The organism is Chromobacterium haemolyticum, from assembly GCF_009936155.1.
In the GTDB taxonomy this organism is placed as follows: domain Bacteria; phylum Pseudomonadota; class Gammaproteobacteria; order Burkholderiales; family Chromobacteriaceae; genus Chromobacterium; species Chromobacterium haemolyticum.
Window position 1 is genome coordinate 3,917,219 of record NZ_AP019312.1, and the last position, 26,039, is coordinate 3,943,257.

Consider the following 26,039-nt stretch of genomic DNA (forward strand, 5'->3'; position numbering starts at 1 on the left):
CGTCATTCCTCGCATGGGATGCCCAGCTTGTTCCACAACACCGCCGGCGTGACGAATTGCAGCGCCATGTCGTCGGCCAGGTCCAAGGCCACTTGCACGGTGTGGCCCTGGGTCAGTTTTTCGCCGCTGAGCGCGTCGCGCAGCTGGTAAACCACCTTGAGGCGGTTTTCGTATTCCGTCAGCTGCGCGCGCGCGATCACCCGCTGGCCGTAACGCGCCGGGCGCACGTATTTCAGGTAGCACTCGGTCACCGGCCAGGCGTAGCCGGAATCGCGCATCTGCGGGTAGTCGTAGTCGAAGCTGCGCAGCAGCGCGGTGCGCGCCAGCTCGAAGTACTTCACGTAATGGCCGTGCCAGGCCACGTGCAGCACGTCCACGTCGTGGAAGGGAATCTCGATTTCGATCTCCGCCGCCGGCAAGCTCGCGGCCGCTTTAAGGTCCGCCGTCATCAATACAGGCTCCAGGCGCGTTGCTGAATCCGCTCTATCGCCAGGCGCAGCTCGCCGTCCTGGCGGCGGTCTTCGTCCAGGAAGGGGGACAGCATCTCCAGTTCGGCGACGAAGTCGCTCAGCGCCGGCGGCAGCCGGGCCAGGTCAAGTTCGCCGGACTGTTGCCGCAAGCGCACGCCCTGCGCCGCCGCCAGGGTCAGGCAAGCCGCCACTTGTTCGGTCAGCTGCAACACGCGCAGCGCGTCGCGTGCGGCGATGGTGCCCATGCTGACCTTGTCCTGGTTGTGGCATTCGGTGGAGCGGGAGAACACCGAGGCCGGCATGGTCAGCTTCAGCGCTTCCGCCGTGCAGGCGGAGGCGGTGATCTGCACCGCCTTGAAGCCGTGGTTGATCGCGGCGCGTTCGCCGCGCGAGCCGGACAGGTTCTGCGGCAGGCCGTGGTTGTAGCGGGTGTCCACCAGCAGCGCCAGTTGCCGGTCCATCAGGTCGGCCAGATTGGCCACCGCGTTCTTCATGCCGTCCATGGCGAAGGCGATATGGCCGCCGTAGAAATGGCCGCCGTGCAGCACCCGCTCCAGGTCCGGATCGATGATGGGATTGTCGTTGGCGCTGTTCAGCTCGTTCTCGATGTCGCGGCGCAGCCAGGGCAAGGCGTCGCGCAGCACGCCGATGACATGCGGCGCGCAGCGGATGGAGTAGCGGTCTTGCAGGCGGATCTGCTCGCGCGCTTCGCCGCCGTCGTCCAGGTCGGCGTAGATCCAGGCGGCCACCTGGTTCTGCCCTTCATGCGGCTTGACCGCGAACAGCTCCGGCGCGAAATGGCCGCGATTGCCCTTCAAGGCCAGGCAGGACAGCGCGGTCAGCCGCGCGCTCAGCCGGGTCAGGTATTCGGCGCGGGCGAAGGCCAGGCAGGCCAGGCCGGTCATCACCGCCGTGCCGTTCATCAAGGCCAGTCCTTCCTTCGGCGCCAGCGTCAGCGGCGGCAGGTCCAGTTCGGCCAGCACTTCCGCCGCCGGCCGCACTTGGCCCCGGTAGCGCACTTCGCGCTCGCCGCACAACACCCCGGCCACATAGGACAGCGGCGTCAGGTCGCCGCTGGCGCCCACCGAGCCCTCGGCCGGAATCAGCGGCAGCGCGTCGTGACGCAGCAAGGCGGCCAGCCGCTGCAGCAATAGCCAGCGCACGCCGGACACGCCCTGGGACAGGGAGTTGAGCCGGGCCAGCAGCACCGCGCGCGTGGACGCCTCGTCCAGGTAGTCGCCCAGGCCGCAGCCGTGGTAACGCGTCAGGTGCAGCGGCAGCTCGGCCACCAACGCGGCGGGAATCGTCACCGTGCAGTTGTCGCCGTAACCGGTGTTGACGCCGTAGACTTCGCCGCCCTCGGCCAGCAGGCCAGCCAGGAAGGCGGCGCCGCATTCGATGCGCTCCGGAAACGCGCCGCCGGCCAGCTCCGTCCGCACTTGTCCCTGCGCCACCGCGCACACGTCTTCAATCGTCAAACGTCCGGCGCCCACGCTGAGCGCCTCCTTGCTCTTCATCACTACGGACTCTTTCTCGCCGCGCCACGCGGCAGCTTTGATTCCGGCTAAGCGCGCCAGAAATCGTAAAAATTGAACCATTGCAGCGGCGAGCGCCGCGCATGCCAGGCCAGGCGATCGGCGTAACGCTGAATCGTCCGCCGCAAAGCCTCGCCGCGCTCGCGGCGCGGCAGGCGCAGTCTTTCCTCGAATGGCTCCAAGGCAATGCGGTAGCGCCGCTTCTCCTTGAGGCAGAACAGCAGGTAGACCGGACATTCGAGCAGGCTGGCCAGAATCCACGGCCCCTCGGCGAAGGCGGCGGAGCCGCCCAGGAATTCGGCGCGCTGCACCCGGCCGTTGTCGCTGGCCGGGGTGCGGTCGCCGACGATCACCACCCACTCGCCGTTGTCTATCTTGTCCTTGAGCAGGATGGCGGTGTCCACGCCCATGTCCTGCACCTGGATCAGGTTGACGGCGTAGTCGCCACTGGCCGCGGCCAGCAACCGGGAAAACCGCGCGGCGTTCCGGGTGTAGACCACGGCGTTGACCCGGCGCGCGCCGGCCGCGTGCCCCAGCGCCCGGCACATTTCCAGGTTGCCCAGATGGGAGCCCACCAGCAGCGCCCCGCGCCCGCTCGCCAGCAGCGCCCGCATATCGTCGCTGCCCGGCGCGGCCACCGCTTCCGGCGGCAGGCCGCCGGCCCAAGCCGCCATTTTGTCGGCGGCGGCCTCGGCGAAGCTGTAGAGGTGGCGGTAGACGTCCAGCGCGCGGACCGGCGACGAATCGCCGTCGGCGGTGCGCGCGCGCCGCAGAAAGTCGCGGGAGGCGGCGCGGGCGGCGCGGCCGGTGAGGAAGAAGTAGGCGACGATGGGATAGAGCAGCAGCCGTACCGAGCGCGCGCCCAGCAGGCGGTAGAACCACAGCAGGATTTTCATGCCCAACAGCGAACCGCGCTCCGCGGTGGCGGCCCAGCTCACGCGCGCGCCTCGCGCCAACGCCGGCGCAGCAGCCGCGGCGCACGCGGCAGCATGCCCAAGGCCAGCCGGGTGTGCATCAGGCTGATGCGCGCATTGTCGCGCAGGGCGTCGAAATGGGAGAGTCCGCCGGGCGGATACGTCACCCTGGTCGGCAGGTTGAGCACCGGCGCGCCGGCCCAATGCAGACGTACGATGATTTCGATGTCGAAATCCATCCGCCGCGGAATGCGGGTTCGCCGCAGCAAGGCTTCCGTCGCCGCCAGCGGGTAGCAGCGGAAACCGCACATGGAGTCGGCGATGTCGAAGGACAAGGTTTCAACCCACACCCAGAAATGGGTCAGGTAGCGGCCGTACAAGCGGGCCTTGGGCACGCTGGCGTCGTACAGGGGGCGGCCGGCGATCACCGCGTCGGGCCGCTGCGCGGCCCGCTCCAAAAAGCGCGGCACGTCGCTCAGCGCGTGCTGGCCGTCAGCGTCCACCTGCAAGGCGTGGCTGTAACCCTCTTGGTAGGCCAGCCGCATCGCGTGCGTCACCGCCGCGCCCTTGCCGCCGTTGCGCGGCAAACGCAGCAGCCGCACCCAGGGCTCCGCGCGCGCCAGCGCCTCCAGCGTCAGCCGGGTGGCTTCGTCGCTGCCGTCGTCCACCACCCAGGCGGGCACGCCGTAAGGCCGCAGCCGCTCCAAGACTCCGCCCATGGTGGAACCATGGTTGTAACAGGGAATGATCAGACAGGGGCGAAAACTCATTGCGCTTGCATCCGCAGCCGGCCGGAAGACATCTTGCGGCCCTCCACTTCGTAGACGAAGCTGACGCGGCCGGCGGCCGCGTCGAGCTGCAAGGCCAGCTCCAGGGCGTCGCCCGGCTGGACGATGCCGGTGAACTTGATCTGATCCATGCCGGCGAAAACGCCGGCGGCGCCCAGCGTCCGGGCGGCGATGCTCACCGCCCAATGCAGCTGCACCACGCCGGGCAGCACCGGGAAGCCCGGAAAATGTCCGTCAAAGCAGGCCGCGTCCGCCGCCAGCGGGATGGCCACGCGGCAGGCGTCCTCCGTCTGTTCCAACACGGAATAAGGAGGCATGAAAGCCTGCGAGGGAGTCATTGCGCCAATACCTTCCAATTCAAAACAGCTCCAGCATCGCCGTCCGGTCCGGCTTGCCGCGCTCGGTCTGCGGCAGGAGGTCGACAAAGCGCCAGCGGCGCGGCAGCAGCACCGGCTCGTACCAGGCCGCCAGATAGCGTCGCAGCGCCTGCTGCACGGCCAGCTTGCCCAGGGAATGGAGTTGCTCCTTCCCCTGCGCCGACAGCGCGACGACGGCGCACAGCGTGTCGCGCCGCCCCGGCAGCACCAGCAGAGCGGCGGCGGCCAGCCACGGATGATCGGCCAGTCTTTGCTCCTGCTCGCCCAGCGACAGCCGCTTTTCCGCCAGTTTCACCACCCGGTCCCGCCGCCCTTGCAACAGGAAGCGGCCGTCCGGCAGAAACTCGACGGCGTCCGAGGCCAGCCAGGGCGCGTCGTCCGGCAGGAAGGGAGACGCGACCCGCAAAGCGCCCTCCTCGCCGACGGAACAGCGCACCGAGGGCAGCGGCGTCCAGGCGCGGTCGCCGTCGAGCTGACGGCGCCAGGCCACGCCGCCGGTCTCGGTGCTGCCGAAGATCTCCAGCGGCGGCTCGCCGCCGGCGGCGGCGAAAGCCGCTGCGGCGTCAGCCGGCAGCGGGCCGCCCGAGGACACGCACAAGCGCGTCCGCGACAGCAAGGCCGGCAGGTCGATCAGCTCGGGCAGCCGCGACAGCTGCGCCGGACTGCCGATCAAGACCGCCCGGCCCACGCCGGCGGCGGCCTCCAGCAAGTCCTCCGGCAGGAAATGCGGCGTCGCTTCGAACACCCTGCCGGCGCTCAAGGGCCACAGCAGACGAAACAGCAGCCCGTAAATATGATGATGCGGCACCGTCGCCAGCACGCAGGCGTCGCCGGCCTGCGCGCCGAAACTGCGCTCCAGCACCGCGACTTCGGCCGAGAGCTGCCGCAGGCATTTGACGATGGACTTGGGCTCGCCGGTGGAGCCGGAGGTGAACAAGGTCAGCCGGCAGCCCTCCCCGTCCAAGGCCTGCGTCGCCGCTGACGCGGCCGGCGCGCTCATCCGCGCCCGCAGCGCGGCGTCGTCCAATACCTCGTCGAAAGCCGGCGCCAGCGCGCTCAAGGTGGCGGGCAAGGCGTTGTTGGGCACCATCGCCTCCGCGCCGGCGCGCCAAACCGCAAACAGGCCGACGGCGAACAGCCAGGCGTCCGCCGCGATCAAGGCATAGCGCCGGCCGGGTTCAAGCGTGGCGGCCGCGCCGGCCACCGCGCCGGTGAAGTCTCGCCACAACAAGGGCCGGCCGTCGCGCAAGGCCGCCACCCGCTCCGGATCGCGCTCGCCGCTCAACAAATGCTCCAGGGCCAGCAAGCTCATGTCCGCGCCTCGGGAAAACGCCAGCGCCGGTACAGCCATTCGCCGCCGAACAAGGCGCCCATCAACAGATAGGACGCCAGGCCGTTGTACCAAAGCCAGAACGCCTGTCCCGCCGGCAAGGCGGTATACAGCGCCGCCGCCGCGTTGAAGACGAAAAATCCGCACCAGACGCGGGTCACGCGCCGGGTGTAGACCACGCCTTCCGGCGGCAAGTCCGGCGTGATCTGACGGGCGAAGCGTTCAATCATCGTGGGCGGATGGCGCAGCGAATGGGCGAACACCCACAGCATGGACAGGCTGATGAAGGCCGGCGTCAAGCGCAGCAGCAAGGCGCTGCCGGTCAGCGCCACCAGCGCGGACAGGACGATCATGCCCAGCAAGGCACCGCGCTGGGCCGCGGCCAGATCGCGCCACAGCGCGCGGCTTTGCCGTCGGTAGCGCAGCAAGAGCAGCAGCAGCAAGGCGGCGCCGACCGCGCGGGGCGGGAAATATTGCAGGCCCAGAAAGACGGCGAGCGGATAGCAACAAGCGCCCAGCGCCGCCAACAGGCGCGTCGCCGACATCTCAGGCGGCCAGCAATTGCTCAACCGCGGTGATCACGTCATCCACGGTGCGCACCGTTTTGAATCCGTCCGGCTTGATGCGCTTGCCGGTCAACTGCTGCAGCTTGATCGCCAGGTCCACCGCGTCGATGGAGTCCAGCTCCAGGTCGACGAACAGATTGGCCTCCGCCGTCACGCGTTGCGGTTCGATCTCGAAAGTGTCCTGTAGAATGATCCTCAGTTCATTCAAAATTTGCTCACGGGTCATTCTCATGCTTCCTGTTGCGTTGCGATAAAGCGAGCCAGGCTGGCCACCGAGGCGAAATGCGCCTTGGTGGCGGGATCGTTGGCTTCCAGCTTCACCTTGTATGTCTTTTTCAATGCCACGCCCAATTCCAGCGCGTCGATGGAATCCAAGCCCAATCCTTCGCCAAACAACGGCGCTGCGGCGTCGATATCCTCGACGCTCACGTCTTCCAGTTCCAAGGCCGAAATGATCAACAACTTGATTTCATGTTCCAGCGCATTCATGTCCAGCTTTCCTTCCTTGCCAATGTTTGGCTGAAATAATGTTGCAAGGCCTCGCTCAAACGGCGGGAGGCCAGCGACGGCTGCGTATCAGCCGGCAACAGCTCCGCCAAGGCCAGCGGCCGGCCGGCGTCCAGGCCGAAATCGAAACGCCGCGGCGGAATCTGGTGCCAGCGCTTGTCCTTGGTCAGCGTGGACGGGCTGCAGCTCAGCATCACCGGCAAGATGGGGACCTGAGCCGCCAGCGCGATATGGGCGGCGCCGCGTTGAAACTTGAGCTCGCGCCCAGGCACGGTGCGCGTGCCCTCCGGAAAGATCAGCAGGTTGTCGCCTCGTCGCAGCGAGGCGGCGCAGTCCGCGATCAAGCTGCCGGAATCGTCGTTGCGGATATAGCCGGCGGCGCGCACCACGCCCCCCAGGAAGGAGCTGTCCCACAGCGCGGCCTTTACTACGCAGTTGGCGTTGGGCATGCGGGCGATGATGGCCACCACGTCGATCAGGGTCGGGTGATTGGCCAGCACCAGCGTGCCCCGCGCCTGTTCCAGTTGCTGTTCGCCGTTCATGCGCAGCGTCATGATGCCGCTGCGGCGCATGAAGGCGATGAACAGGGCGAAAGCGCGCTGGATGATGGCGCGCGCCAGCCGCTGGCGGCGGCCGTTGCGCTTGGGCACCAGCCGCAAAGCCGGAAACACCACCAAGGTCAGCAACAAGGCGCCCTCGCTGAACAAGGAGAACGCCAAGGCCGTCATCAACAAGCGCCAGCAGTAATTAAGTCCCCTCACGGCACAGCCTCCAGCCGTTCAGCTCCAGCCGCGGCCGCTCGCCGGCCAGCCCGTGCGCCAGCCAGGCCGGCTGCGGCCAGCCCTCCGGCGCGCGCGCATGCGCGTCCTGCCGCAAGCTCCAGCGCGGCGCGCCGGCTTGCAACAGCAACGCCAGTCCCTGAGGCTGATCCAGACCGTCGTCGGCGCCTTGATAGAAGGGAAGCAGGGGCAGGTCCGCGAACAGCAGCAGCACCGGTTGCGAGGGATCCGCCGCCGCTTCCAGCGCCGCCTCCAGCAGGCCGTAGCCCAAAGTCTGTTCGCCGGCGGCCACCGCGCTCGCCGCCGACGCGTCGCGGCGCAGCAAGGACAGCATGCCGGCAATCGCGTTATGGACCGACAGCCCGAACACCGTCGGGGACACCGGCGAGTCGGCGGCGATGTCTTCCAGCATCAAGTGCGTGCGGTTGACCTCGCCATGACGGGAGGCGAACACCAGCTTCGCCGCCGGAACGTCCGCCGCGCACGCTTGGGCCAAATGCAGACAGATGCGCGCCAGCGGGCTCAAGCGACGCCGCTGCGACGCGTCGACAAAACGGCAGTCCGGATACGCGACGGGCGCCTCGGCCTTCTGCAACGGCCGTTGCGCCCAGTCGGCGGCCGACTCGCGGCCCGGCATCCAAGCCGCCCAACGCCGAATCGCCAGCGTGGGTTCGCCGCTCATTGTCACTTCCGCCATCCGCAAGCCTGTCAATCAAAAAAAGGAGCGTATTCTAAATTGTTCACACTCAGCCAACAAGTAAACAAGCATACGGCATTAAACGATGGTTACGAATCCGTCCCATTTTGTCGCAAGCGCAACAAAAACCTCGCCACGGGATTAAACGGCCGGTTTGATCGCCACCGCGTTGACCAGGGTTTCCTCGCGCTTCTGCGGCACCTTGAAGCCAAACCACTCCAGCGCGCCCAAGTCCGGCCGGCTCCACCACAGATAGGGCATGGACACGCGCGCGTCCGGCAGGTCGAAACCGGCCCCGCGCAGCAGGCCCAGGTATTCGTCGGCGGTTTTCTGAATCTCCATCGGGTGGCGGAACAATAGACGGATAGGCAGGGAGTGGATGTAGCGCCTGGTCGACTCGGCGAACAGCAGCACCCCGCCCGGCTTCAGCACCCGGAAGAACTCCCGCATCGCCGCCTCCTGCTCCACCAGATGGTGGAAGCTTTGGTGGCAATACACCATGTCGAAACTCTCGTCGGCGTACTCCATGCGCGACGCATTGCCGAAGGCCAGCGTCACTTTGCGCGCGCAGCGGTCGGCGGCCGGGCGCGCACGCTGTTCGATCGCCGGATCCGCGTCCAGCGCCACGATCTCGTCCGGCGCGAATCTGCGGGCCAGCTCGTCGAAGGAATGCCCAAACCCGCAGCCCACGTCCAACACCCGGGCGAACGCGCGCCGCGGCGGCATCATCCGCTCCAGATCGTTCAAGGCACGCCGCAAGACGTGCACTTTCCAGGTGGCCGTATTCAGGAACCAATTGCCAAAACGCGTTTCTTCTACAAAGGGAAAAGTATTCTGCATTCTCAGATTCAAGCAAGATATCCAACAAAAGCAGCCAGCCCCTCGCCCTCGTTTCCGCCAAAGGCAGAGACTAAGGGGCGCGCTCGCTGCAAGGACAAAAAACAGCCGCCAAGGCGGCTGTTGTCGCATCCGATCCAAGCGGGGGCTTACTGCAATAGATCGCCATCCTCGGATTTGGGCGAACGGCTGAGCAGGCCCAGCACCACCCGCTGCGGATCGTGCCCCTGGTAGAGCAGGCCGCAGACCGCGGCGGTGATGGGCATGTCCACTTCCAGCCTCTCCGCCATGGTCAGCACTTCGCGGGCGGTGGCCACGCCTTCGGCCACATGGCCCAGCTCTTGCAGCGCCTGCTGCAGCGGCTTGCCTTCGGCCAGCTTCAAGCCCACCTGGCGATTGCGCGACAGCGCGCCGGTGCAGGTGAGGATCAAGTCCCCCATGCCGGCCAGGCCCATCATAGTGTGCTGGCTGGCACCCAGCGCGGTGGCCAGGCGGGTGATTTCGGCCAGGCCGCGAGTGATCAGCGCGGCGCGGGCGTTCATACCGTACTCCAGGCCGTCGGCCACGCCGGTGGCGATGGCCATCACGTTCTTGACCGCGCCGCCCACCTCCACCCCCACCAGGTCGGCGTTGGCGTAGAGCCGCAGCAGCGGGCTGTGCAGATCGCGCGCCACTTGCCGGGCGAAGGCTTCGTCGTCGGAGGCGATGGCCGCCGCCGCCGGCAGGCCCTGCGCCACTTCGCGGGCGAAGCTGGGGCCGGACAGCACGCCGCAGCGGTGATTGGCCGGCAATTCCTCTGCCACCACTTGGTGCGGCAGCAAGCTGGAGCCCGCCTCAAAGCCCTTGCAGGCCCACAGCAGCGGCGGCAGGTGCGAAGACAGCGCGGTCAACGCCCGCAGCGTGGGCCGCAAACCGGCCATCGGCGTGACGATGAGAATGAGTTCGGCGTCCTGGATAGCGCGCGGCAGTTCCGCGGACAGTTTGAGCGCATCCGGAAACGGGCAATCGGGAAGATAGCGCTGGTTGACGCGCTTGGCGGCCAATTCTGCCACCTGATTGGGGTCGCGCGCCCAGAGCGTGACTTGATGGTGACGGGCAAAGGCGATGGCCAGGGCGGTGCCCCACGCGCCAGCGCCCAGGATGGCCAGTTTCATGCGTAGCCTTTACAAGCCCCAGAGGTCGGTAATACGAGCATAGCCGATGCTGCCGTCGCGGTGGCGGACTTTGACCCAACCGCCCTTGGGCGGCTCTTGCAGCTCCACCACGCCGTCCTTGGGCACGGTGTAGGCCAGCGGGGCATCGTTGGCCGGCGCGGCGCGCACTTCCGCCTTGTCGGCGGTGGTCAACAGCCAGCGCTGTTTGGACAACGCGGCGGCCGGGATCCAGGCGATGCCGCCGGTAGCGTCGCGCACGCGCGACCATTCTTTCTGACTGCTCAGCACTTCCACCGGGTAGTAGCGGCTCACCACGAACAGTTTCTTCGAGGTGAGCGCCGGCGCCTCGTACAGCGCCACGCCGGTTTCCTTCACTGAGCGAAACTCAAGTGCGGCGGCGCTGTGAGCCAACAGGCCCAGGCTCAGCGCCAGCGGATATACGAGGCGTTTCATTGATTGCGTCGCCTCAGGCGTTGCCGGCTTCGGCCTGTTGCGCGCGTTGCTGCATGTACAAGGCTTCGAAGTTGATCGGGGACAACAGCACCGGCGGGAAGCCCGCGCGGTTCACCACGCTGGACACGGCTTCGCGCGCGTACGGGAACAGGATGTTGGGGCAAGCCACACCCAGAATCGGGTCGATGTCTTCGGCCGGCACGTTGCGGATCTGGAAGATGCCGGACTGGCCCACTTCGCACAGGAACATGGTTTTTTCCGGCAGTTTGGCGGTTACGGTCACGGTCAGGGTCACTTCGTAGAAACCGTCGTCCAGCTGCTTGCCTTCGCTGGCCAGCTGCATGTCAATTTCCGGCTGTTCTTGCTCCAGGAACACCTGCGGCGCGTTAGGCACTTCCAGGGACATGTCCTTCACATAGATTTTCTCGATGGAAAACGCCGGCTGCAGCTCTTGTTGTTCGCTCATCTCTTTGTCTCACACGGAGGCCGCTCGCAAGCGGCCGGTTTGGGAATGGTTAAAACAGGCCTGCATCATCGCACGAAAGCGGTTCAGGGCCAACCGCCCGCAAACGAGGGGTTTGATCGCGGGCAAAACGGCTCAATCGCCCAGCAGCAGCTCCAGCTTGCCCGCCTGGTTCAGCGCCACTAGGTCATCGCAGCCGCCGACATGGGTATCGCCGATGAAGATCTGCGGCACGGTGCGGCGGCCGGTCAGATCCATCATCTTGTCACGCTCGACCGGGTCCAGGTCGATACGGATTTCCTTGATGTCGGACACGCCTTTGGCTGCGAGGATTTGCTTGGCGCGGATGCAGTAGGGGCACACCGCGGTGGTATACATGGTTACGGGTTTCATCGATGGCTTTCGCGAAATCGGGCGCTCCGGCGAGGAGCGCGCAAAGCCCGATATTATACCGCCGCCGCGCGCGCCGAAACCGTCAATCCGCCATGTTCTTACTTGGAGGCCTCGAAGCGGTCGATCAGATCGGCGACGATCTGGTCCATCGCCTTGCCCATCTCCGGCGCGCGCGGGCTGTTGACGATCACCGCCAGCGCCAGCCGGCGGCCGTCCGCGCCCAGCCAGTAGCCGGCCAGAGCCTTCACGTCCTTCAAGGTGCCGGTCTTCATCCGCAGCCGCGGGCCTTGCTCGGCGAAGCGCTTGCGCAAGGTGCCGTCCTCGCCGGCGATGGGCAGGCTGGCCAGGAATTCGCTGGCGTAGGGCCCGCGCGCGGCGTTGAGCAGCACCCGCCCCATCAGCCGCGCGCTCACCCGCTCGCGGCGCGACAGACCGGAACCGTTTTCCAACACCAGCGTTTCATCGGAAATGCCGTTGGCCGCAAGCATGCGCCGCACTGCGTGCTCGGCGTTGGCGCGGGTATCCTCACCGCCGCCGCCCTCCTTGCCCAAGGTCAGGAACAGGGTGCGCGCCATGGTGTTGTTGCTGTATTTGTTGATGTCGCTGATCGCCACGGTCAACGGCTGCGAGTCGTGGCCGGCCAGTTCGCGCGCGCCGGCCGGCACCCGCCCCAACCCCGCGCCCTTGGGTCCGGCTCCGCCCAGCGCCTGCCATAGGGCAACGAAGTCCTGGCTGGCGAAAGCGTCGTGGTCCAGCACGTTGACGAAGGTTTTGACGCCGTCGCAGCTGGGCGGCAAAGTGCCGCTGACCGTGACGGAACGCATGTCGTTGGCGATGCTGACGTAGCGGCGCACATCGGAACAGTCATTCGGGCCACCCTGACCGCCGGCCTGAAGTTTGGCGTTGACGCTAACGCCTGCCAACGGCGGGTCCAGCGCCACGCGCGCGCCGCCGGCGTCGACGTAAAAGTTGAGCCAGGCCACTTTCAGATTGGTCAGATGGCTATCCGGCTCCACTGTGAAGGCGCGGCCGGCGTCTTCGTCGAAGTCGTGGGCGCTGGACACGCCCTTGAACGCGCTCTTGTCCAACACCAGCTTGCCGTCTATCCGTTGCACGCCGCGCAGCCGCAGACCGTACAGCAGATTAAGCAGACTATCGTTGTTGAAACGCGGATCGCCGGCGCCCAGCCAGTAAAGATCGCCTTGCAGCGCGCCGTCGCGCACCGGCGCGGCGGACCACAGTCCGGTGTGCCAGCGGTAGCCGGGCTTGAGCAGGTTCAGCGCGCTCCAACTAGTGATCAGCTTCATGGTGGAGGCCGGATTGACCCCGCTGTCCGCGCGATGGCCGGCCAGCTCCTTGCCGCTTTCCACCGGCGCGGCCCAGACGGCCACTTCCTCCGGCTTGAGGCCGTGCAAGTCCAGCGCGCGAGCTGGCAACGCCGGCAACAGCAGATAAGCCACCATCAGGATTTGTTTCTTCATTGCTTTCATTGGGCGATCACATGTCTTGTGGATCCACGTCCAGCGACCAGCGCAGGCCGCGTCCATGGCGTTTGGCCGCCGCTTCCACCTGCGGCAGCAATTGATTCAAAAATCCGTGCAGCGCCTGCCGTTGCGGAGACTCCAGCACCAGCTGTGCGCGTTCGCGATTGGCCAATCGCGCCATCAGCGCCGGCGCCGGGCCGGCGATCAACACCTGCTCGGCCAGCGGCTCGGCCAGCCGCCGCACCTCGGCCAGAAAGGCGGTGGCCAATTCCAGGCTGGGGCTGTCGGCGCGCAGCAGCGCCTGGTAGGCGCAGGGCGGAAAGCCGGCGATGCGTCGCTCGTCCAATAGGGCCTTGGCGTAGCCGTCGAAATCGTGACGCGTCAGCGCCTGGTATAGCTCATGATCCGGCCACTGGGTCTGGATCAGCACCTCGCCGGCGGCCTCGGCGCGGCCAGCCCGGCCCGCCACTTGCATCAGTTGCGCGAACAGCCGTTCGGAAGCACGGAAGTCCGCGGAATACAGGCCGCCGTCCGCGCCCAGCGCCACCACCAGCGACAAAGTGCCAAAGTCGTGGCCCTTGGCCAGCATCTGGGTCCCCACCAGCATGTCCACCTCGCCGGCATGGACCTTGCGATAGATCTCGTCCCACGCCTCCTTGCGGCTGGTGGTGTCGCGGTCTATGCGCAGGATGCGCGCCTCGGGAAACAAACGCGTCAGCGCGGACTCCAGCCGCTGTGTGCCCTCCCCCAGCGGTTTGATGTCGGGATTTCCGCAATCCGGGCAGGCACGCGGCACCTGCTCTTCCCAACCGCAATGGTGGCAGCGCAGCTTGCGCTCCAACAGGTGCACCACCAGCTTGGCGGAACAGCGCGGGCAGCCGCTGGTCCAGCCGCAATCGGTGCAGGCCACCACCGGCGCGAAGCCGCGACGGTTGATGAACACCAAGCTCATCTCGCCGCGCGCCAAGCGCTGGCGCAGCGCCTGGATCACGGGATCGGACAGGCCTTCGGCCAGTTTTTGCCGCCTCACGTCGACCAGCCTCACATCCGGCAACCGCGCCGCACCGTGCGCGCGCCGGCTCAGCGACAAACGGCGATAGCGGCCAGCCTCGACATTGGCCACGGTCTCCAGGCTGGGCGTGGCCGAGCCCAGCACAATGGGCACGCCGGCCTGGCGCGCGCGCCAGATCGCCAGATCTCGCGCATGGTAGCGCAAGCCGTCTTGCTGCTTGAAGGAGCCGTCGTGCTCTTCGTCCACCACGATCAGGCCCAGGCGCGGCAGCGGCGTGAACACCGACAGCCGGGTGCCTATCATCACGTCGGCGCGCCCCTGCCAGCCGTCCAGCCAGCCCCTCAGGCGCTCGCCGTCTGCCAGATGGCTGTGCTGCACCGCGATGCGGCTGTCCGGAAAGCGCTGGGTGAAGCGCGTGATCAGCTGCGGGGTCAGATTGATTTCCGGCACCAGCACCAACACTTGACGGCCGGCGGCCAGATGATCGGCGATCAGCCGCAGATAAACTTCGGTCTTGCCGCTGCCGGTAATGCCGTGCAGCAGCCAGGGCTGATATCCGGCTTGGCTGCGCAAAGCGTCCAGCGCGGCTTGCTGCTCGTCGTTCAGTTCAGGGCTGTCCGCCACTCGCAAAGGAAGGGGCTCCGGCTCCACGCGGCGGACCTTGTTGCCCGCCAGCCAATCCGCCAACACCTTGCCGGCCTGCGGCGTCACCGTCTTGGCCGCGGCCAGCGTCAATGCGCCGTCCTGCAAGGCCTGCCACAGCGCCAGCCGCGCGCGCTGGCGAGCCGGCGGCGCCTCCGCCTCGCCTTGCGGCGTCAGCGCGTATGGACGCTCATCCGGCAAAACGATGTCGCGGGGCTCCCGCAGCCCGGTGGGCAGAGCGGTGAACAGCGCCTGTCCCAAGGGATGGTGGTAATAATCCGCGGCGAAGCGCACCAGGGACATAAAGTCTTCCGGCAGCGGGGGCAGCCCGGACAGAACCGACTCCACCGGCTTGAGCTTGGCGGGATCGATACCCTGTTGAGGTATGTCCGTGACAACCACGCCACACAGCCGGCGGGGCCCAAAGGAAACCGCTACTCTTTGCCCGGCCATGACAGACAACTGGGTCAGGTAACTGAACGTACTTGGCAGCGGCACATCCACGGCCACTTGCACAATGCTTTGTTGCCCCATCCGGCGCGCCCCCGAAGACAAATGCTGTTGCGACAAGGCTTTGCGGCCACTGTGCACAGATGCTGTGGATAACTTTGTGAACAAGCTGTCGCCTAGCGGTCGAAACGGCCCCAGATCAACATTTCCGTTAGATTGCGCAAAAATTAATCAATTATTTTCCTCTTTGTTTTCAAAGGCTTAAATTGATCAAAAAAACATGAGCAATCGGCTTGACAAGGACCTGAACTCTGACTAGCAAATGTGCATAACTCAGAGAACGACTATGGTTCGCCTTGTCAATATCCTTATTCATCACAATGCAAAAATACAATCCGGCCGCAGGAGAGCCATCGGCCGGACGGGTAAGGATACCCCGACGGCGCGCGAACGGCGTCAGGGGAAAAGTTAAATTTTCTGTTGAAAAAACAAATCCTTTTCCGCTGGCCCGGCTAACAACAACTTGATACTGGATTTACACACTGATAAAGCCGGCTTTAATGCCCGCCGAGCCGCGCCAACTTGGTGCGTCCGCCGCGGACAATTCCGCCGGAGCGGCAAAAACATGCCAACGGTGTTTAATCCGGCTTTTCAGCCCTGGGCGTGATAAGGACGAGACAAGCGATGCACCGCTTCCACCAAGGCTCCGGCGTGCTCCGGCTTGACGTGCTGCGAGATGCCGTGGCCCAGATTGAAGACATGGCCACTGCCCGCGCCGTAGCTGGCCAGGATGCGGGCCACTTCGCGCTCGATGGCGGCCGGCTCGGCAAACAGCGCGTTGGGATCGAAGTTGCCCTGCAAGGCCACCTTGCCGCCCACCCGCGCGCGCGCGGCGCCCAGGTCCGTGGTCCAGTCCAACCCCACGCAGTCGGCGCCGATGGCGGCGATCTCCTCCAGCCACTGGCCGCCGCCCTTGGTGAACACGATCACCGGCACGCGGCGGCCGTCGGCCTCGCGCTTCAGGCCGGCGACGATCTGGCGCATATAGGCCAGCGAGAACTCGCGGTAGGCCGCCTGGGTCAGCGCGCCGCCCCAGGTGTCGAAGATCTGCACCGCCTGCGCGCCGGCGTCGATCTGGGCGTTCAGGTAGTCGATCACGGTGCGGGCGTTCACATCCAGGATGTGATGCAGCAACTCAGGGCGGCTGTAAAGCATGGCTTTAACGTGACGGAAATCGTCGGAGCCTCCGCCCTCTATCATGTAGCAGGCCAAGGTGAACGGGCTGCCGGAGAAGCCGATCAGCGGCACGCGGCCATCCAGCGCCTTGCGGATGCTGGACACCGCGTCGAAGACGTAGCCCAGCTTGTCCAGCGCCGGCACCGTCAGCGCGCGGATGGCGGCTTCGTCGCGCAGCGGGCGCTCGAACTTGGGGCCCTCGCCTTCGGCGAAGTACAGGCCCAGGCCCATGGCGTCCGGCACGGTCAGGATGTCGGAAAACAGGATGGCGGCGTCCAGCGGGAAACGCTCCAGCGGCTGCAGCGTCACCTCGGTGGCATAGTCGGGACTGGTGCACAAACCCATGAAGCTGCCGGCTCGGCTGCGAGTGGCGCGGTACTCCGGCAAATAGCGGCCGGCCTGGCGCATCATCCAGATCGGGGTGTATTCGACGGGCTGGCCAAGCAGCGCGCGCAGGAAGGTATCGTTCTTGAGCTGGGTCATGCGGCAATCAGTCCTGAGAGGCGAAAAAATAGAGCGTCATTATACCCGAGTCCCCCGGCTCAGTCCCCCCCGCTTGGCGGCGCGCCTCCGCGCGGCGAAGCTGTGCGCCATGAAGAAAACCGTTCTCTTGTCCTGGAGCAGCGGCAAGGACAGCGCCTGGGCGCTGCATGTGCTGCGCCGGGATCCAGACGTTGAAGTCGTCGGACTGTTCACCACCGTCAACCAGGCTTTCCAGCGCGTGGCCATGCACGCGGTGCGGGAGGAGCTGCTCCAGGCGCAGGCCGCGGCGCTGGGCTTGCCGCTGCGCCAGGTAAGCATCCCCTACCCTTGCAGCAGCGAGGACTACGCCAGCCGGATGGCCTTTGGCGATCTATTCCTGGAGGATGTGCGCGCCTACCGCGAGCGGAACCTGGCCGGCAGCGGCATAGAGCCGCTGTTCCCGCTGTGGGGCCTGCCCACCGCCGAGTTGGCGCAGACCATGCTGCGCAGCGGGCTCAAGGCCAGACTGACCTGCCTGGACCCGCGCAAGCTGCCGCGCGGCCTGGCCGGCAGCGAGTTTGGCCAGGACTTGCTGGACGCCTTGCCGCCGGACGCCGACCCCTGCGGCGAATACGGCGAGTTCCATTCCTTCCCCTGGGACGACCCGATGTTCCTGCATCCGGTGCCACACGCGGTGGGCGAAACGGTGGAGCGGGACGGTTTCGTGTTCACCGAGCTGCTGCCGCCTGACCCTCAGCGCGGGTAGAACCACAACTCCTTGCGCTGCAGCGGCGTATCCTTGGGCAGCAAGGGATTGGGCAGTTCGATGATACGCCGCCGCGCCAGGTTCAAGGCGCGCAAGCGCGGGCCGTTGAAGCGCAGGAACAGCTTGTCGAAGCTGCCATCCTTGATCGCTGCCTCCAGACCCTGGGTCAGCGCCCGGGCCAGCTCCGGCCGGCGCGGCGACACGAAGAAATAAAAAGCCGCCGGATAATGCAGCACGATGTAAGGGTCCAGCGTCAGGCCTTTGGCGGCCTCGGACTCCAGTTCCTGACCCACCTCGATCACGCTGCGCGGGAAATAGTCGAAGCGCCCCTGCCGCAGCATGGCGAACAGCGGCAAATACAAGGGGCTGGCCACCACCGGCAAGCCGGCGCCGCGCAGAATCTGCGTATCCGGCCAATCCTGCCCCTGGCCGGCGCTCAGCGCCTTCAGATCCGCCAGCGTGAATACCTTCTCGAACAAGCGGCCGCGTTTTTGCGACACCAGCGGCACGCGCCAGCCGATCAAGCCCTTGTACAAGGGAATGCGCACCGGCAGGGCCTTCTGTTCGCGCTCGCGGCTGCTCATGCCCCAGAACAGGTCCACGCCGGCGTCGCCGTGCGCCATCTGCTCCAGCGCCCGCCCCTGGTTCATGTCCAGCGCGCTGCTCAATTCGCAACTGAGCCCGGCCTCGCTGCAGGCCAGTTGCAACAACGCCTGCATATAAGGCAGATGCGGGTCTTGCTCTCCGGACACCAGCGCGTAGCGGATCGACAAAGTTTGCCCCAGCGCCGGCAGCGCCAGAACGCACAGCAGCAGCATCAAGATTCGCATCTTGCGCGTCCTCCCGAGAAACCTCTGTTCATGATGGCCGCCGCGTGGAGCCTGTTCTCGATCTCATGAGTTAAAGCGAGACTTTGAACGCAATCCTATAGCAACCCCACACCGCCCAGCAAAGCGCCGGCCAACAATAGCCACAAGGGATTGAGCGCAGTGCGCCACGCCGCTAACGCCACCGCGCCGCACAATACCCAGGCGCCTACGCCGGCATTGGCCGCCTGGCTTAACAAACAGGCGCTGGCGGCCACCAGGCCTATGGTCAGCGGCGCCAGCCCGCGCTGGATCGCCCGGGTCAGCGGCGCCCGCTGGTAACGCTGCCACCAGCGCGCCACGTAAAAGCTCAGCACCGAAGACGGGCCGCAAATCCCCAGCATGCTGACCAGCGCGCCCGGCACCCCGGCCACCTGCCAGCCTATCAGGCTGACCACCAGCACATTGGGGCCGGGCGCGGCCTGGGCGATGGCGAACAGCGCGGCGAACTCGCGCCCGCTCATCCAGCCCTGTTCCAACACCAGCCGCTGCAACTCGGGAATCAGCACATTGGCGCCGCCCACCGCCACCAGCGACAACAGCGAGAAGCGCCACAGCAGCGTCAGCAGAATCATGCGCCCTCCTTAGGCCGGTCGCGCCAGGCCAGCCCGACGGCGACGGGCGCCAGCAGCGCCAGCGACCACAGCAAGGGCAATTGCAGGACGCCCAGAGCACAGAAGGTCAACGCAGCCACCAGCACGCACCACAGCTTGCGCTCAATGCGCTCCAGCAAGCGCAGCCCCATCGCCGCGATCAGGCCGGCGGCGGCGGAAGCCAGGCCATGCAACACATTCTGCACCAGCGCCAGCTGCCGGTAATGGCCGTAGAAGGAGGCCAGCAGCAGCACGATGACCATGGGCGCCAGCAACAAACCGGCGATGGCGGCCAAGGCCCCGCTCGCGCCGTGAAAGCGGCTGCCCACCGCCACCGCGACATTGACGATATTGGGCCCCGGCAACACTTGGCCCAGGCCCAGCACCACGGCGAAGTCGGCCTCGCTCAGCCAGCGGCGGCGCAACACCATCATCCGATGCGCCTGCGGCAATACGCCGCCGAAACCGGTCAGCCCGATAGAGAAAAAGCCGGCGAACAAATCGCGCCGGCTGGGCGCCCGCAAATCCGGTTCCATGCCCTTTCCTCTCTCCAAATCATCCATGCGTTCACGCTACGCCGATGCGCGCCGCAGCTCAAACGAAAATCGCTGACAGCCCCTGTCAATAAAACTCACAGCGCGCCCAGGCGCTCCAGAATGAAATCTATGAACACCCGAAGCTTGGGCAGGGGCTGGCGATCCGGCAGATAAATCAAATGCATCGGCTTGGGCGGCGGCAAACAGCCCGGCAGCAGTTCCACCAGCCGGCCGGCGGCCACGTCGTCGCCCAGCAGCGCCTCGGCCTGCAGCACGATGCCGCCGCCGGCCAGCGCCACCATGCGCAGCGCCTGGCCGTGATTGGACTGGAAGCGGCTGGCGCGCGCCCACTCGCCGGCGCCCAGCAGTTCCCAACCATCGTCCTTGCGCCACAGCGAGAAGCCCAGGCAATCATGCGCGGCCAGATCTTCCGGCGCGCACGGCACGCCTTTGCGCGCCAAATAGGCCGGCGCCGCCGCCACCATCATCCGGTAGGGCTGCAGAGGCCGGGCCACCAAGCCCGAATCGGGCAGCCGGCCGATGCGGAAGGCGGCGTCGTAACCGTCGGCCACCAAGTCGACCAGTTCGTCCGACAAGGTCAGGTCCACCGTGATATCCGGATACGCTTGCATGAACTCGGCCAATAAGCCCGCCAGCCGCAGCGAACCAAAGGTCACCGAGGCATTGACGCGCAGCACGCCGCGCGGCGCGCCGCTCATCAGCTCGGCGCCGCTTTCCGCCGCGCGAATTTCCGCCAGAATGGACTGGCAACGTTGAAAGTAATGCAGGCCCAGCTCGGTCAATTGCTGGCGGCGGGTGGTGCGCGCCAGCAAGCGGCCGCCCAGCCGCTGTTCCAGGCTGGCGATATGCTTGCCCACCATGGGTTGGGACAAGCCATGCGCCTCGGCCGCCGCGGTGAAACTGCCTCGCTCCACCACCGCCACGAACAGCTCCATGCTCAAAAGGCGATCCATGCCATTCATAACCTACGGTTTTTAATCCTGTTCATCTTAGCGGATTAATCAATGCTCCGCGCGGGAGCAGAATGACCGGGTCTTAACACTTGTCCGGGAGATTTCCCATGAAAAAGATTCTCATCGTCGGCGCCCACGGCACTCTGGGCCAGGCCGTCAGCCAAGCGCTGTCCCACCATCAAGTCATCAAAGCGGGCAGCCGCCGCGGTGATGTGCTGGTGGACCTGACCAACGGCGACAGCATCCGCGCGCTGTTCGAACGCATCGGCGGGGTAGACGCCATCATCAGCGCCGCCGGCAAGCTGCACTTCGGCCCCTTGGCGGAGATGAACGCCGAACAATTTCGCATCGGCCTCAACGACAAGCTGATGGGCCAAGTGGAGTTGGCACTAATCGGCCAGCACTATCTGAACGCCGGCGGCTCCATCACCCTGACCAGCGGCATCGTCAGCGAACAACCCATCCGCTTCGGCAGCAACGCCAGCGCCGTGAACTCCGCATTGGAGGGCTTTGTGCGCGGCGCGGCGGCGGAGCTGGACGGCGGACGCCGCATCAATGTGGTCAGCCCCAACGTGTTACAGGAATCCTGGGAGCAGTACCGGGACTTTTTCCCCGGCTTCGAAGCGGTACCAGCGGCACGCGCGGCCCTAGCCTATGTCCGCAGCGTGGAAGGCGTGCAGACCGGTCAAACGCTGCGCGTCTGGTAAGCCCCCGCCTCAATCGTAAATCGTCATCAAGCCGGCCATCTCGCGCTTGCCCGCGGCGGACAGACAAGCCGTCTTCAATTTGCCCAGCATGACGACGTCGCGCGCCAGCTCGCTGCGTTTGGATACGTAGAGCGCCATTGGCTCGTCGCCGTGCACGTATTCGGCCAGATTGGGCAGGCTCTCGCCCATCTGCCTCAGCGCGTGGCCGCAGCCTGGACGCACGCACATCATTGCATCCAGCCTGCCGGCTTGCAGCATGCGAAACCCCTGCGGCATGTCCGATACCTCCACCGGCGTCGCCCCGCTTTCGGCGACAAAGCCGTCCAGGGTGTGGGTGCCGCGCAGAACGCCCAGGCTGCGCAGGCGGAACCACTGCGGACCTATGGGCGATACTTGGCCGCGACGATGGTAGAGCACGGAAATGCGGATCGACACCGGCCTGCACAGCTCCACGGCGAAGCGTGCTCGCTCCGGCGAAGCGGTCACCAGCGCCAGCGCGTTTCGCCCATTTCTCAGCTCCTCTATCGCGCGCGGCAACGGCCGGACATCCTGAGTCAGCGTCAGCCCCGCCTGCTTCGCCACAAACCGGATGAAACGCGGCGCCACGCCGTCCTGGCTAGCGCCGTCGCCCCAGGGCCCAATATCCTGACTGGAGGAGTGGTAGCCGGCCGCCAGCACAGGCAGCGCCAGCCACCCCGCCAACAGGCCCCTCCATCGTTTGGCCATGCCATTCCCCTTGATTGAGACACCACGCCTAGCCTCACTATAGCCCGCAATGGAAAAGCCCCCGCAAGCAAGGCTTGCAGGGGCTTTCCGTCCTTTGAGAACAACCAGCGCGGCCGCTCAGATATCGGCCTCTACCGCGTTGCCGTTGGCTTCCATCCAGCTGCGGCGGCTTGACGCTTCCCCTTTGCCCATCAGCATGACGAAAGTGGACAGCGTCTGCTCCAGCTCGCCGGTGCGCACCCGCACTTGGGATAAACGGCGGGTATCTGGATTCATCGTGGTGTCCTTCAACTGCTCCGGGTTCATCTCGCCCAGGCCCTTGAAGCGGGAAATGCTCCAGGCGTTCTCTCGCACGCCTTCGCTGCGCAGCCGGTCAAGGATGGCGGTCATCTCGCCTTCGTCCAAGGCGTACAGCTTGCGCGGCGGACGATGCTTGCCCTGGCCGGGCACGTCCACGCGGAACAGCGGCGGCTGAGCCACATAGATATTGCCGTTCTCGATCAAACGCGGGAAATGGCGGAAGAACAACGTCAGCAAGAGCACCTGGATATGAGAACCGTCCACGTCCGCGTCGGACAGGATGGCGATCTTGCCGTAGCGCTGGCCGGACAAGTCCGGGTGGTCGCTGGGCCCGTGCGGATCCACGCCGATGGCCACCGAAATGTCGTGAATCTCGGCATTGGAGAACAGCTGGTCCTTATCGGTTTCCCAGCTATTGAGCACCTTTCCGCGCAGGGGCAAGATGGCCTGGTATTCCTTGTCTCGCGCCAGCTTGGCCGAGCCGCCGGCAGAATCGCCCTCCACCAGGAACAGCTCGTTGCGATCGATATCCTCGCTCTCGCAATCGGTCAATTTGCCGGGCAGCACCGCCACGCCGGAGCCTTTTTTCTTTTCAACCTTCTTCACCGACTTCAGACGCGACTGCGCCTGGCGGATGGCCAGTTCGGCAATCTTCTTGCCGGACTCCACGTTCTGGTTCAGCCACAGCTCCACCGGATCGCGCGCCAGGCCGGAAATCAGCTTCAGCGCGTCGCGGCTGGTCAGCTTGTCCTTGGTCTGCCCCTGAAACTGCGGGTCCAGCACCCGGGCGGACAATACGAAGCGCACTCGGCTCCACACATCCTCCGCCATCAGCTTGACGCCGCGCGGCAATAGGTTGTGGTGATCGATGAAACTCTTTACCGCATCGAACACGCCGGCGCGCAAGCCGGCTTCATGGGTGCCGCCCACCGGCGTCGGAATCAAGTTGACGTAGCTCTCGCCGCTGGCGCCGTCCTCGAACCAGGCCATCGCCCACTGCACGCCCTCGCCCTTGGCGAACTGCTCATGATCGTCGCCGATATAGGCCTCTCCGGCGAACAAGGGCGCCACCGGCTCGTCGCCGTTGCACAGCTCGGCCAGATAGCTCTTCAAGCCCTCCGGGTATTGCCAGACCTTGACCTCGTCGCCGCTGGGGCGCTCCACCACCAGGGTGACCGCCACGCCGGGCAGTAGCACCGCCTTGGCGCGCAGCAGGCGCTCCAGCTCCGGCAAGGAGTAACGAGGGCTTTCAAAATACTTGCCGTCGGGCCAGACCCTGACCCGAGTGCCGCTGGTGCGCGGGCCGCAATCCCCCACCCGAGTCAACGGCTCAATGACATCGCCGCCGGAAAACACCAGACGGTGCACGCCGCCTTCGCGCTTGACCTCCACCTCCAGCCGGGTGGACAGCGCATTGGTTACCGACACGCCAACCCCGTGCAGGCCCCCGGAAAAAGCGTAAGCGCCGCCGTCTTTCTTGTTGAACTTGCCGCCAGCGTGCAAGCGGGTGAACACCAGTTCCACCACCGGCACGCCTTCTTGCGGATGCAGGCCCACCGGAATGCCGCGGCCATCGTCCTCCACCGACAGGGAGCCGTCCTGATGCACCGTCACCGCGATCTTGCGCGCGTAGCCGCCCAAGGCCTCGTCCGCGGCGTTGTCTATCACTTCCTGGCAGATATGGGTGGGATCGGTGGTGCGGGTATACATCCCCGGCCGTTCCTTGACCGGCTCCAAGCCTTTCAGCACCCGTACCGACGACTCATCGTATTGTTGCGTCATGTTTGAATCTTGTTGCTCAGCAAATTACGCCAAACGCCGCGGTCAACGGCCACGGCGCAAAAAAAGACAGCGGGCCATGCCCGCCGTGTCGCTTCGAGGCGCGCGGACGGCGCCGCGTCAATGCGGCTCCTGAGCGCGGCCAAGGCGAGCCAGATAGGCCTCCCGGCTTTCCACTCCGCGCAGGAAGCGCGACAGCTCGGCCAACGCGCGCTCGTACACCTCGCGCTTGAACTCGATCACCGCGTCCACCGGCGCCCAGTATTCGTTCCAGCGCCAGCCGTCAAACTCGGGGTGGCTGCTGGCGCGCAGGCAAACGTCGCACTCGCGCCCCACCAGTTTCAGCAGAAACCAAATCTGCTTTTGCCCCTTGTAACTGCCGCGCCACTCCCGGCGCACCCAGTTGGTCGGCACCTCATAACGCATCCAGTCGCGGGTGCGTCCCAGTATTTTCACATGTTGCGGCAGCAAACCCACCTCTTCCAGCAGCTCGCGATACATCGCGGCTTCCGGACTCTCGCCTGGCTTGATCCCGCCTTGCGGAAACTGCCAGGAATGCTCCCGCACTCGCTTGCCCCAGAACACCTCATTTTTGCCGTTGATGAGGATGATTCCGACATTGGGGCGGTATCCGTCCCGGTCCAGCATTGGAAAACCTGCAATTCATCTAGTTGAACGAATTTTTGCACATTTCGCCCCGCCTTGCCATGGACTCTATCGCCGGCCTCGCAAAGGCCTGACTTCGTCCGGAACTGCGCTGGCGCAAGGATTGCGCAGGCGCGGACTCCCCCAAGAGGCGAAAACGATGCTACGATTCCACGATTAAACGTCAAACCCAACGCTTACATGGCATTTCTGCTAAAAAGATCGTTGCTGGCTCAGCTTCCCAAGCTGCGCATGCAAGCCGACGCCATCACCACCCTGCACCAGACCGCCGACTTCCGCCTTTGCCTGCTGGAAGCGATCGCGCAGGCCCGGCACCGCATCTATATCGCCGCGCTCTATCTGGAGCATGACGAAGCCGGCCAGGAAGTGCTGGACGCGCTGTTCGCCGCCAAACAACGGCAACCGCAGCTGGACATCCGCGTCATGGTGGACTGGCACCGCGCCCAGCGCGGGCGCATCGGAGAAAGCCAGGACAGCTGCAACGCCGCCTGGTATCGGGCTCAGGCGCTGCGGCACAACGTTGACGTGCCCATCTACGGCATCCCGGTGCAAACCCGCGAGCTGTTTGGCGTGCTGCATCTTAAAGGGCTGATCATTGACGATCAGGTGCTGTACAGCGGCGCCAGCATCAACAATGTCTACTTGCACAAATTGGATAAGTACCGCTTCGACCGCTACCACCTGATTCGCAATCAGGCGCTGGCGGATGTAATGTCCAGCTATATGCACGAGCAGTTCTTCAACGACCCCGCGGTATTCCGGCTGGACAAACCGGCGCCGGCCACCCGCAGCATACGCAAGGAAATCCGCGCCTTCCGCGACAAGCTCAGCCATAGCCAATACCGGCTTGAAAACCAGGCATACTCGGAAGACGGACTGGCAGTCAGCCCGATTGTCGGCATCGGCAAGGGCAACATGCTCAACCGGGTAATTCTGGATCTGATTGCAAACACCCGCAGTTCGCTGTTCATCTGCACACCCTATTTCAACTTTCCGAGGCCGGTGGTGCTCGCCATCAGCAAGGCGCTGCGCCGCGGCGTGCAAATCGACATTGTCGTCGGCGACAAAACCGCCAATGACTTCTACATTCCGCCCAGCGAGCCCTTCCGCGTCATCGGCGCGCTGCCCTATCTCTACGAAATGAACCTGCGCCGCTTCGCCAAACGCCAACGCCACTACATCGGCATCGGCCAGCTGCGGGTACATCAGTGGAAAGACGGCGACAACACCTATCACCTCAAAGGCATGTTCAGCGACCAGCGCTACATGCTGCTGACCGGCAACAATCTCAATCCGCGCGCCTTCCGCCTGGACATGGAGAATGCGTTGCTGATCAGCGACCCCAACGCCGAACTCAAACACCAGAACCAGCAAGAGCAGGAAAACATCTTGCGTCACAGCCGGCAGTTGCTGCATTACCGCGAACTGGAAGACGTTCGCACCTATCCCGAACAAATCAAAAAACTATTGACTCGCCTGAGCCGCGTGCGCATCGACCGCATGCTCAACCTGATGCTGTAAACACTCTTAAACCCTGTGCGGTGGCGGAGAAAACGGGATGCGCGACAGCGCATCAG

General features: G+C 65.4%; 29 protein-coding genes. 3 read left to right on the forward strand and 26 right to left on the reverse strand.

Annotated elements, in window-relative coordinates; translation table 11 throughout:
* Window positions 1-2: 2 nt before the first annotated feature.
* The 19 genes from GYH29_RS17915 to hemE form a co-directional block, all read right to left on the reverse strand.
* On the reverse strand, window positions 3-449 hold the full coding sequence (locus tag GYH29_RS17915) for an acyl-CoA thioesterase (RefSeq protein WP_043590872.1): 447 nt from the start codon (window positions 447-449) through the stop codon (window positions 3-5).
* A complete protein-coding gene (locus GYH29_RS17920; protein ID WP_161524604.1) occupies window positions 449-1,987 on the reverse strand; it encodes an HAL/PAL/TAL family ammonia-lyase in 1,539 nt (512 codons plus the stop codon). The genes GYH29_RS17915 and GYH29_RS17920 overlap by 1 nt, the downstream gene beginning before the upstream one ends.
* Window positions 1,988-2,034: 47 nt before the next feature.
* Complete coding sequence (locus tag GYH29_RS24895; protein WP_232060419.1) at window positions 2,035-2,943, reverse strand: LpxL/LpxP family acyltransferase; 909 nt, start codon at window positions 2,941-2,943, stop codon at window positions 2,035-2,037.
* A complete protein-coding gene (locus GYH29_RS24900) occupies window positions 2,940-3,689 on the reverse strand; it encodes a glycosyltransferase family 2 protein (RefSeq protein ID WP_232060420.1) in 750 nt (249 codons plus the stop codon). Before GYH29_RS24900 ends, GYH29_RS24895 begins: the two co-directional genes overlap by 4 nt.
* Window positions 3,686-4,024, reverse strand: coding sequence for a 3-hydroxyacyl-ACP dehydratase FabZ family protein (locus tag GYH29_RS17930; RefSeq protein WP_161524213.1), 339 nt, complete (start codon window positions 4,022-4,024; stop codon window positions 3,686-3,688). Before GYH29_RS17930 ends, GYH29_RS24900 begins: the two co-directional genes overlap by 4 nt.
* Window positions 4,025-4,064: 40 nt before the next feature.
* Window positions 4,065-5,396, reverse strand: coding sequence for an AMP-binding protein (locus tag GYH29_RS17935; protein WP_161524214.1), 1,332 nt, complete (start codon window positions 5,394-5,396; stop codon window positions 4,065-4,067).
* Window positions 5,393-5,959: a COG4648 family protein gene (locus GYH29_RS17940; RefSeq protein ID WP_048412455.1), complete on the reverse strand. Its 567-nt coding sequence runs from the start codon at window positions 5,957-5,959 to the stop codon at window positions 5,393-5,395. The genes GYH29_RS17935 and GYH29_RS17940 overlap by 4 nt, the downstream gene beginning before the upstream one ends.
* Window position 5,960: 1 nt before the next feature.
* Window positions 5,961-6,206 carry an acyl carrier protein gene (locus GYH29_RS17945; RefSeq protein WP_081575821.1) on the reverse strand — a complete coding sequence of 82 codons (246 nt, stop codon included), beginning with the start codon at window positions 6,204-6,206 and terminating at the stop codon, window positions 5,961-5,963.
* Between the two features lie 2 nt (window positions 6,207-6,208).
* Complete coding sequence (locus tag GYH29_RS17950) at window positions 6,209-6,469, reverse strand: phosphopantetheine-binding protein (protein ID WP_081575820.1); 261 nt, start codon at window positions 6,467-6,469, stop codon at window positions 6,209-6,211.
* Window positions 6,466-7,248: a lysophospholipid acyltransferase family protein gene (locus GYH29_RS17955; protein WP_043590867.1), complete on the reverse strand. Its 783-nt coding sequence runs from the start codon at window positions 7,246-7,248 to the stop codon at window positions 6,466-6,468. Before GYH29_RS17955 ends, GYH29_RS17950 begins: the two co-directional genes overlap by 4 nt.
* Window positions 7,235-7,948: a beta-ketoacyl synthase chain length factor gene (locus GYH29_RS17960; protein ID WP_161524215.1), complete on the reverse strand. Its 714-nt coding sequence runs from the start codon at window positions 7,946-7,948 to the stop codon at window positions 7,235-7,237. Before GYH29_RS17960 ends, GYH29_RS17955 begins: the two co-directional genes overlap by 14 nt.
* A gap of 156 nt (window positions 7,949-8,104) precedes the next feature.
* The gene (locus GYH29_RS17965) at window positions 8,105-8,803 is read right to left on the reverse strand and encodes a class I SAM-dependent methyltransferase (RefSeq protein ID WP_043590866.1); all 699 of its coding nucleotides are present in this window, start codon (window positions 8,801-8,803) and stop codon (window positions 8,105-8,107) included.
* Window positions 8,804-8,949: 146 nt separating this feature from the next.
* Window positions 8,950-9,954: an NAD(P)H-dependent glycerol-3-phosphate dehydrogenase gene (locus tag GYH29_RS17970; RefSeq protein ID WP_019101500.1), complete on the reverse strand. Its 1,005-nt coding sequence runs from the start codon at window positions 9,952-9,954 to the stop codon at window positions 8,950-8,952.
* 9 nt (window positions 9,955-9,963) lie between these two features.
* Window positions 9,964-10,407, reverse strand: coding sequence for an SH3 domain-containing protein (locus GYH29_RS17975; protein WP_161524216.1), 444 nt, complete (start codon window positions 10,405-10,407; stop codon window positions 9,964-9,966).
* Window positions 10,408-10,420: 13 nt separating this feature from the next.
* Window positions 10,421-10,873 carry a protein-export chaperone SecB gene (secB, locus tag GYH29_RS17980; RefSeq protein WP_019101498.1) on the reverse strand — a complete coding sequence of 151 codons (453 nt, stop codon included), beginning with the start codon at window positions 10,871-10,873 and terminating at the stop codon, window positions 10,421-10,423.
* 132 nt (window positions 10,874-11,005) lie between these two features.
* Window positions 11,006-11,263, reverse strand: a complete 258-nt coding sequence (gene grxC / locus GYH29_RS17985; protein WP_039754909.1) for a glutaredoxin 3 — start codon at window positions 11,261-11,263, stop codon at window positions 11,006-11,008.
* A gap of 98 nt (window positions 11,264-11,361) precedes the next feature.
* The gene (dacB, locus tag GYH29_RS17990; protein ID WP_161524217.1) at window positions 11,362-12,744 is read right to left on the reverse strand and encodes a D-alanyl-D-alanine carboxypeptidase/D-alanyl-D-alanine endopeptidase; all 1,383 of its coding nucleotides are present in this window, start codon (window positions 12,742-12,744) and stop codon (window positions 11,362-11,364) included.
* Between the two features lie 16 nt (window positions 12,745-12,760).
* Entirely contained in the window at window positions 12,761-14,935 is a 2,175-nt protein-coding gene (locus GYH29_RS17995; RefSeq protein ID WP_161524218.1) for a primosomal protein N', read from the reverse strand.
* A 567-nt stretch (window positions 14,936-15,502) separates the two neighbouring features.
* Window positions 15,503-16,570: a uroporphyrinogen decarboxylase gene (hemE, locus tag GYH29_RS18000; protein WP_118268259.1), complete on the reverse strand. Its 1,068-nt coding sequence runs from the start codon at window positions 16,568-16,570 to the stop codon at window positions 15,503-15,505.
* Between the two features lie 109 nt (window positions 16,571-16,679).
* On the opposite strand from hemE, the gene GYH29_RS18005 reads away from it, so the two are divergent.
* The gene (locus tag GYH29_RS18005) at window positions 16,680-17,315 is read left to right on the forward strand and encodes a Dph6-related ATP pyrophosphatase (protein ID WP_161524219.1); all 636 of its coding nucleotides are present in this window, start codon (window positions 16,680-16,682) and stop codon (window positions 17,313-17,315) included.
* Here GYH29_RS18005 and GYH29_RS18010 read toward each other — a convergent pair.
* The 4 genes from GYH29_RS18010 to GYH29_RS18025 all read right to left on the reverse strand — a co-directional run bounded on the left by GYH29_RS18010 (window position 17,303) and on the right by GYH29_RS18025 (window position 20,284).
* On the reverse strand, window positions 17,303-18,145 hold the full coding sequence (locus GYH29_RS18010) for a substrate-binding periplasmic protein (protein ID WP_198001599.1): 843 nt from the start codon (window positions 18,143-18,145) through the stop codon (window positions 17,303-17,305). The genes GYH29_RS18005 and GYH29_RS18010 overlap by 13 nt on opposite strands.
* 95 nt (window positions 18,146-18,240) lie before the next feature.
* On the reverse strand, window positions 18,241-18,756 hold the full coding sequence (locus tag GYH29_RS18015) for a chromate transporter (RefSeq protein ID WP_019103832.1): 516 nt from the start codon (window positions 18,754-18,756) through the stop codon (window positions 18,241-18,243).
* Window positions 18,753-19,310 (reverse strand): chromate transporter, encoded by a 558-nt coding sequence (locus GYH29_RS18020; protein ID WP_107731636.1) that lies wholly within the window; start codon window positions 19,308-19,310, stop codon window positions 18,753-18,755. Before GYH29_RS18020 ends, GYH29_RS18015 begins: the two co-directional genes overlap by 4 nt.
* 95 nt (window positions 19,311-19,405) lie before the next feature.
* Complete coding sequence (locus GYH29_RS18025; protein WP_161524220.1) at window positions 19,406-20,284, reverse strand: LysR family transcriptional regulator; 879 nt, start codon at window positions 20,282-20,284, stop codon at window positions 19,406-19,408.
* A 107-nt stretch (window positions 20,285-20,391) separates the two neighbouring features.
* Here GYH29_RS18025 and GYH29_RS18030 point away from each other — a divergent pair, with 107 nt between their 5' ends.
* Entirely contained in the window at window positions 20,392-20,991 is a 600-nt protein-coding gene (locus GYH29_RS18030) for a short chain dehydrogenase (protein ID WP_019103835.1), read from the forward strand.
* A gap of 9 nt (window positions 20,992-21,000) precedes the next feature.
* Here the strand turns inward: GYH29_RS18030 and GYH29_RS18035 are convergent, their stop codons facing one another.
* From GYH29_RS18035 to GYH29_RS18045, 3 genes are all read right to left on the reverse strand, one after another.
* Window positions 21,001-21,717, reverse strand: coding sequence for a substrate-binding periplasmic protein (locus tag GYH29_RS18035; protein ID WP_107731635.1), 717 nt, complete (start codon window positions 21,715-21,717; stop codon window positions 21,001-21,003).
* Between the two features lie 117 nt (window positions 21,718-21,834).
* Window positions 21,835-23,799: a DNA topoisomerase IV subunit B gene (gene parE, locus GYH29_RS18040; protein WP_043590854.1), complete on the reverse strand. Its 1,965-nt coding sequence runs from the start codon at window positions 23,797-23,799 to the stop codon at window positions 21,835-21,837.
* A gap of 117 nt (window positions 23,800-23,916) precedes the next feature.
* Window positions 23,917-24,444, reverse strand: a complete 528-nt coding sequence (locus GYH29_RS18045; RefSeq protein WP_019103838.1) for an RNA pyrophosphohydrolase — start codon at window positions 24,442-24,444, stop codon at window positions 23,917-23,919.
* Between the two features lie 198 nt (window positions 24,445-24,642).
* Between GYH29_RS18045 and pssA the strand changes: the two genes are divergently transcribed.
* Window positions 24,643-25,983 (forward strand): CDP-diacylglycerol--serine O-phosphatidyltransferase, encoded by a 1,341-nt coding sequence (gene pssA / locus GYH29_RS18050; RefSeq protein ID WP_043590852.1) that lies wholly within the window; start codon window positions 24,643-24,645, stop codon window positions 25,981-25,983.
* Window positions 25,984-26,039: the final 56 nt, after the last annotated feature.